Source organism: Cysteiniphilum litorale, from assembly GCF_003428165.1.
GTDB classification, from domain to species: Bacteria; Pseudomonadota; Gammaproteobacteria; order Francisellales; family Francisellaceae; genus Caedibacter; species Caedibacter litoralis.
The window spans coordinates 1-6524 of record NZ_QLIQ01000069.1; the positions used below are offsets into that span (position 1 = coordinate 1).

Annotated in this window: 7 protein-coding genes; all 7 read left to right on the forward strand. The window is 37.2% G+C overall.

Going from position 1 to position 6524, the window contains the following annotated elements; all coding sequences use genetic code 11:
- On the forward strand, positions 1 to 502 hold a 502-nt coding region (locus DNJ75_RS13860), incomplete at its 5' end, for a hypothetical protein (RefSeq protein ID WP_157968366.1).
- Between the two features lie 2 nt (positions 503 to 504).
- The gene (locus tag DNJ75_RS13865; RefSeq protein WP_117004038.1) at positions 505 to 2814 is read left to right on the forward strand and encodes a helix-turn-helix domain-containing protein; all 2310 of its coding nucleotides are present in this window, start codon (positions 505 to 507) and stop codon (positions 2812 to 2814) included.
- A gap of 434 nt (positions 2815 to 3248) precedes the next feature.
- Entirely contained in the window at positions 3249 to 3557 is a 309-nt protein-coding gene (locus DNJ75_RS13870; RefSeq protein WP_117004039.1) for a hypothetical protein, read from the forward strand.
- A gap of 172 nt (positions 3558 to 3729) precedes the next feature.
- Positions 3730 to 3930, forward strand: coding sequence for a hypothetical protein (locus tag DNJ75_RS13875; protein ID WP_117004040.1), 201 nt, complete (start codon positions 3730 to 3732; stop codon positions 3928 to 3930).
- Complete coding sequence (locus DNJ75_RS13880) at positions 3920 to 4903, forward strand: hypothetical protein (protein WP_117004041.1); 984 nt, start codon at positions 3920 to 3922, stop codon at positions 4901 to 4903. The genes DNJ75_RS13875 and DNJ75_RS13880 overlap by 11 nt, the downstream gene beginning before the upstream one ends.
- A gap of 57 nt (positions 4904 to 4960) precedes the next feature.
- Positions 4961 to 5203, forward strand: coding sequence for a hypothetical protein (locus tag DNJ75_RS13885; protein WP_117004042.1), 243 nt, complete (start codon positions 4961 to 4963; stop codon positions 5201 to 5203).
- A gap of 88 nt (positions 5204 to 5291) precedes the next feature.
- A complete protein-coding gene (locus DNJ75_RS13890; RefSeq protein WP_117004043.1) occupies positions 5292 to 6494 on the forward strand; it encodes a hypothetical protein in 1203 nt (400 codons plus the stop codon).
- The last annotated feature ends 30 nt before the right edge of the window (positions 6495 to 6524 follow it).

The window sequence follows — 6524 nt, forward strand, 5'->3', positions numbered from 1 at the left end:
TAGTCAAAGCAATAATCAGGATATATTATCGAATGAGATAATATATCAATTTGATCAACAGCAACTAGGTTGCCAAATATGTATTTGGCGATATTTTGATAGTGAAAATACTTTTAGCTTTTCATTTCCGCTCGCTTATTTTAAATTACCTCAATTATTACAATTATCTAAATCATCCAAATTAATCCAAAAATCTCACGCACACATCTTGCAAAATTTTCAGCACATGGTACGCTTTTCCGTGTCTGGAATTTTTAAAGGACGACTGGGCTTAAGAAACCCAATACAAGACGGTTTGTATTGCACCGTAAGCAGTATATCAGGTAAGTGGCTATTTATTTTATTCACTGCGCTTACTGATTACTTAGTCATAACTTCTTTACGCCGTTATGATTGGGTAGGCGCAGAAATAAGTCATCAATTGGCGAATACTGTGCGCCGTTTCTTTTTTTACGGTTTTCTAACTACCCGATCACCAAACCTAACAACGGCGGTGGTGTAGCGATGAAAATAGTCAATCATCAAATCGATCAAACGGGGTTTAATCCGATTCAAGCGGAATGTGATAAGGTATATTACAGCCCTAAAAGCAAGTTTCATGTGGATTTTTTATGGCAGTCTTATTGGTTTAAACAGTTACATTGCCCACGTCAGGCATTTTTATTACAACAGATACTGTATTTTACTCAGAAGCAAGGCTCAGTATTTAGCAATGGCAAAGGTGACAATCATCAGGGAATGTTGATCAATTTCAGTGATATAGAAAGTAAATCGGGTTTCTCGCGTAAAGTTGTGACAACCGCATTAAATCATCTTGAAGCTAAGGGTTATATTGTTCGTTTCACGCTTAAAAATAATCGTGTGCTGTATCAGGCAACGGATAAGGCAGTATTATTTTTAGAGGAAGCACATCAACACTCTTTGGCAGCGAATGCAGACGAAAATGACTATGACGCGATAAGTAAAAACTTTGAAAACATAAGGATTTCAGCGCCAAGCTTCACCCAAACGGCAAAGCAAGCTTCTCCCTTTGGGCAAGGCTCCATTAATAAGGTAAATAATCAAAAGGTAAATAAAAAAAATAACAATCTTAACCATCAGCACCAAGCATTAGAGGGTGTTGGTTCCACTAAAAATGTTGATTGTGAAAAGACTGTGATTTTTTCTGATTTTTCTGATGTTTGTGATTTTGATTTTTCTGATGTTTGTGATTTTGATTTTTCTGATGTTTGTGATTTTGATTTTTCTGATGTTTGTGATTTTGATTTTTCTGATGTTGGCATTAGAGCCGTCAAGTGTGAATCTAAGTTGTTTGATTATTTGACCGTTTGTCAAGCTAAGGTCATTAACATCATGACGCACGTTAATGCTGATCAGATTGATATCATCGCTTTCAACAACGCCTTAGCCAGAAAGGACATCAAACGTGAAGCAAAAGATTTTAAGCAGTTTATTGATTGGTGCTATCTGGTTGCAGTTGATGCTAAAGGTGCCAGTTCAGCGAAAGGGTCAATAACTGTGAGCGAGTGTGATTTGTCTGAATCGGTTGTTGCCAGTGACAAAGTCAATCTTGGCAAGGTGGACACGATGAGTGACAACGGCAATGACAACGACAATCACCATAATAACCGCCAAAGTAATCTTGATCTTGATCTTGATTTTGTCATCAATGAGTTAAAAGCGATTTTAACCAATGAAAGCATTGAAAAAATTACGGCTAAGGTTACTGAACTACACGAGCAATACGATATTGACACTGAAAACGAGCTTGTTGCTGCGATTTTAGTTGAGTTTGGTGTGATCAGTGACGATGAATTTTTAGCAGTTTCACTTTTAGATGGAGATTTCGTTGTCAGTGATCTAAAAAAAGTAGTATCAAAACGATCACTGACAGGGAGTAACAACATTGATGGATGTAATGCTGTCAAGGCTGATACTGCCAGTAATAAGGCAATTGATCAAGTTTATCATAGTGTGAATTGTGAAATTGTTGTTGATGGTGTTAGCGATGATAGCAAAGGGATAAAGTTGCGTGAAAGCACTACAAGCGACAGCAACGATCAACAAAATATAAATGCTGATAATACGGCTAAAGACACTGAAACTGTCGTTGATCAGTACCTTAATTTGGGCGAGTCCAAGTATAAGGACTTCATTAAACAGTGTATTCAACGTGGCTATCCAAGTGAAAGTGAGGTTGTTCGGTGTGCTACTAATGCGATTCAATCGTATGGTAAGTTAAATTATGATCAACTGTTTAGAGGGATTTGTTATGGTGATTTTCATGATCTCAAGCGTAGTGATCATCATGAGTTTACTAACATTTCCCAAGATAAAAAACAAGATCAAGCAAGGCATGAGGCTAAAAACCCACTGTTAAAGAATCAAAACTTGAAGCTACCACCTATTACTGAGTTAACCATACCAGTGATCGAGCAAGAAGTGCTTAAAAAAGACTGGGCAAGTTTGGCGCAACAGGATTTAGTTAAAGGAACAGTGACTGAATGCCAGAAAGTGGCACTGGTCGCGATTATTGATTACGTTAAAAGAAAAGGCGTTGTTATTACGAGTGATCAGGAAGTGTATCAGTGGCTTTATCACACGGTGGCAAATCATGCGTATTACTTTTCAGGAGCCACGAGTTTTAAACATTTGGCGAATATGCTAATAAAGCAATTGATACATCAGTGCTTTAATCGCCCGAGTGGTTTTAATAATTGGTATCGACTGGTGTGTCAAAAGTCACAGGATAAGATAACAAATAGAGGGCGTATGTGTAAAACCAATAACAGTTACTACTACATGAGGCATTAAACGAATGTAAATATGGTAAGGGTAAATAAGGTAAAGAAAGTAGGTACAGTAAATAAATAAATAAATAAATAAAGTGTTTTTTAGATTGGCTTTGTTTTTAGACAGGACGGCAGAGCCAATCTTAAAAATAACTTGATGATCAGTAGATAGATTAAGCTGATCACGGTTAGCTGCACCGTAAAGTAGCATTTTGAGTAAACAAAACAACAATAGACAAAATAAAACAACCGCTGTGATTGATGTTGGGTAGAGACAGCCCGTAAATCAACCTTGGATGTAGGTACATCGGACGAAAGTCGAGGTTCATCTAGCATGTTGCCTAGTTTAAGTAGGGGATATTTTCATTATTGAATATATCTATGCTTACTGATGCGTTTTTTTGTATTGCTAGTGATCATTGATATGTTCAATGATAATCAACAGGGGTAAGTCTTATGATTCCCAAGTTTAACAAATCTCAGCCCAAGAAATTACGACCAGAAAAACCTTATATGGGCGCAACAAAAACGTATACGGATAATACTATACGTGATCAAGCCAATGAATATATGCACTATACAACACGTCAATCGGCATATCATAAAGCAAGGCATGAAGCTGATGATGAAGATGCTCAACAAAAACGATCTGTTTTTAGTATGTCATGCTTTAGTGCTAAGGCACTGGCTTGCTTTTATATTAAAAAGGGGGTTAAGCGTAAAAAGGCGTATGAAATGGCATATGCGCAGTTGAAATTATCTTAAGTATTTACCGATCGTTAAACGACAATTATTTTGCTAGTCGGCGACATTTATTCTTACATACATAAAGTCACCCCAGTAAGCACAGTTATCGTTTTTTCTTTTAACTAACACACCTTACGGTAGCTGTGCTTACTGGGGTGGTTTTGTATTGTAAACCCAAAGGTAAGCCATTATGGATAACAAAGAAGCAATAGTGCGTGATGAATTGGAAACCAATAAAACCAATAAAACAAATCAGAAAATTAAAAAAACTGAGACTACAAAAATCAATAAAACGGCTGAAGCTGAGTTTAAAGCAGGGCAACGGCTGTTTGAGCATTGGTTTTTATCAGATTATTTACAAGCAGAAAGGAGTATAAAGGATGTGGATTAAGAAGAGAGCAAGGTGTGTCTTATTTGCTTTAGGTATTGGGATGAGTAGTATGGCGAGTGCTGACAACATATACCCTGTTAAAATTGAGCAAGCTCAGCATATTAAAACAATTATTAATGGAGACAATAGCAATAACTCAGTTGGGGTAAAGCCTATTGATTTACCATCTTTTAATAGTGGTGATGGTACTTTTGATACCTTTGTAGGCGGTTTTAAGTTTGTAGATACTGATACTTTAACTCAGCTTGGCAATGAGATTTTAAATAATGATCTTAAACATTATGCTCGATATGTTTATGCAGCTAAGCAAGCTTTTGAAAAAGCGATAACGAACCCCACTATTGAAAACGTCACTGAATTTAAACAGTATCAAAAAACGTTAGCTTATGCGTCTAAATTAAACTTAGGTCAGCTTAGAGCTTATGCTCAAGGTATTTTAGATTATCAAGTGCAAAATCCAAGTGATCAATCAGAGTCAAAAGCTTTGGCTTCATTTGCTCAGGGCGTGATTGATTACTACAACCTATTTTTTAAGGTAGCTTTAGACAAACCGTTAACTGAGCGCGAAAAAGTCATTGCCAATCGAGCAGATTATCCGATTGTGTCTTTAGCTAATGCCTTTTCCAAGGATATTGTAAGTCAAAGTGATCAGGTGAAATCTGATGATGGTATTTACAAGGGGCTTGCTGATAACTCTTGTAACTATGGTGTTGGTTGTAATGAGATCGTTAATAAGGCGCATGGCTTATATGCTTCGCAAACAATGAGTGGAGATTATGATATTGCTGTTAATCAGCAGATTATCAACACTTCTCTTAGCTACGCTTTCAACTTTGCATTATTGGATACTGCGCCAAAAGTCTATCAGGCTTTAAACGACACAAAACAACATGCCTATCAGCAAGCGCAATTGGCGATGTTGACGGATATTGATCAGCAGTTAAGAAAGCTCACCCACGCAATCAAAAACTAAACGAGAAAAATAAAAAATAAAAAACAAATCTACAGCATACGGTTTTGGAGGAAAATTATGAGACACTTACTTGTTAAAATACGTAACGTGGGGATGCAAGTGAGCATTGCCTGTTATGTGGAAGATTTATCGTTAAAACGCGATCGGAATATGGATGAGTTCATATCGATTATGTCACAGGCAATATCTAAAGCGATTGATAAAGAATTGCCACAAAAACTGTGTAAAGGCAGGGGAGTAAAGCAAAAACCATTAGAGATTTTATTTGTGGTTAACCCACAGGATGATCACCACTGGTAAGCGCCATTCAGTCATTCAGTTCAAATACTTTTGGTATTGTCATTATTTTTAGCATTTTCAACATTTTCAATCAATCAGAGGGTGAAAGATGTTTTTATTGAAGTTATTTTCACGCCGCCAAGCAAAACAAGTAAAACAGGTTAAACACGTTAAAAGAGATCAGTTACAAGAAATAAAAGAGTTAAAAAATTCAACGCAGGAAAAAAACGTAGAAAATGCAGGAAACGCAACAAACTCAAATAAGTCAAACCCATCGGGTTTAAAAGATGCAAGAAGATTCAGCAGGTTAAGATACGTTGGTCAGCGCTTTTTATATTATGAGCGCAAAGTATCAACGGTTTTTTTCTGGCTGTTTGTTCTCACCATTACGGCGGTCTTAGTAACGCACAAATTACCACATGCCTCACAGTCATTATGGATGGTGTTATGTGTCATGCTTTTTCTTGGGATTGGTAGTATGGTTGGGTTACGGTTATTTAAGCATTATTTTGTTAAGTATCAGTGGCAGCAATACCTTATCCTTGTGATCAGAGCGGTTAAAGAGATTTATCAGCGGCTTATCGCCACATTTAGGCAAGTATATCACAGCAAATGGTTTGTGGTTGGTCTTATTGTTGTCGTTTCGGGCTTATGGGTGCAGTGGTTATTTGCAGGATACCGCTTACAACCCGTGAGCGCATTACCATCATGTGTACTATTAGAAAATGGATGGCTTATCGGTGGTCAGGTCAATGTAAACTATCCGCAAGGGGGGATTGCCAATACTGATCGACAAACGGGGCATTTGCGTTATTTTGACTATCTTAGCGATATTGGATTGAGTGTTGATGGCGGGTATCGCTTTGTCATCGATAGACGACACACCCTGACCCCGACACTGGGTTTTGCTGTTAGCAGTAACCGTGTATTTAGTGGTAGTGAGCAGACGATTATCACGTCCTTGTATGATATATCAGGGATATTGAAGTATCACTATTATTTTGACTATTTTGACAGTGGTTTTAAATTAGGCGCAGGGTCTGGCTTAGGTTTTGTCTATGGTTGGGTTGATCGGTATGGTTTTTATGGTCAACATGGTCAAAACAATGATCATGCTAAGTCATTTTACCGTAATATCACGCCAATTTTTGGACTTTATTCTGGGTATCAGTGGCATCGTCATTTTTCCGTTGAGGGTGGTTTTAGTGCGTATTCACCGTATCTTTTCAAGTCACAACAGGCAGTTTATGAATCAAAGTCAGCGATACCAACTATGTATCGATTGAGTATTGGGGTGAGTTATGTTTTTTAACTTTTTTAGTTTTTTTAGCTACAACTCCTT